Consider the following 487-nt stretch of genomic DNA (forward strand, 5'->3'; position numbering starts at 1 on the left):
AACAGGACGCGCCGGAACAGCAATTCCTCATAGGCCGGGGCCAGGAACACGGCGAAGACCACCAGCAGCAGGGGATAGTTGGCCAGTGCCTGTTCCATCAGCGGCAGGTTGGTCGGGGCCGGCTCGATGCCGAACTGCTTGCCGATCCAGCTGATCAGGCTGCTGCCAATGAACACGCAGGCCGCTACCAGCAGCGTCCAGCCCCAGGTCGTACCGCGGCGGGCATTCCGGTGCGATTGCGCGCGCTCGGCCGGCGTGGCGCGACGACGCCAGAAGTACAGCACCAGTGCCGCGCCGCCGGTGGATATCAGGGCGATCAGGATCTGCGCCAGCGCGCCCGGGTCACCCAGCAGGCCCGACAAGTCCTCGCCGGCCGGCATGCCATTGCCGTTCTTCGCGGCCTCCATGCCCACCATGACGCCGCGCCACAGGCCCCAGGCCAAGCCACACGCCAGGCTCAGGCACAGCAGGAAGCCGGCGGCGAGCA

1 pseudogene is annotated in these 487 nt (G+C 68.8%); it reads right to left on the bottom strand.

The features are described from left to right. Positions 1 to 487: pseudogene (locus VA603_RS00280) on the bottom strand (CPBP family intramembrane glutamate endopeptidase); the annotation flags it as partial.

The sequence above is a fragment of the Stenotrophomonas capsici genome, from assembly GCF_034961085.1.
Taxonomy (GTDB): Bacteria; Pseudomonadota; Gammaproteobacteria; order Xanthomonadales; family Xanthomonadaceae; genus Stenotrophomonas; species Stenotrophomonas capsici.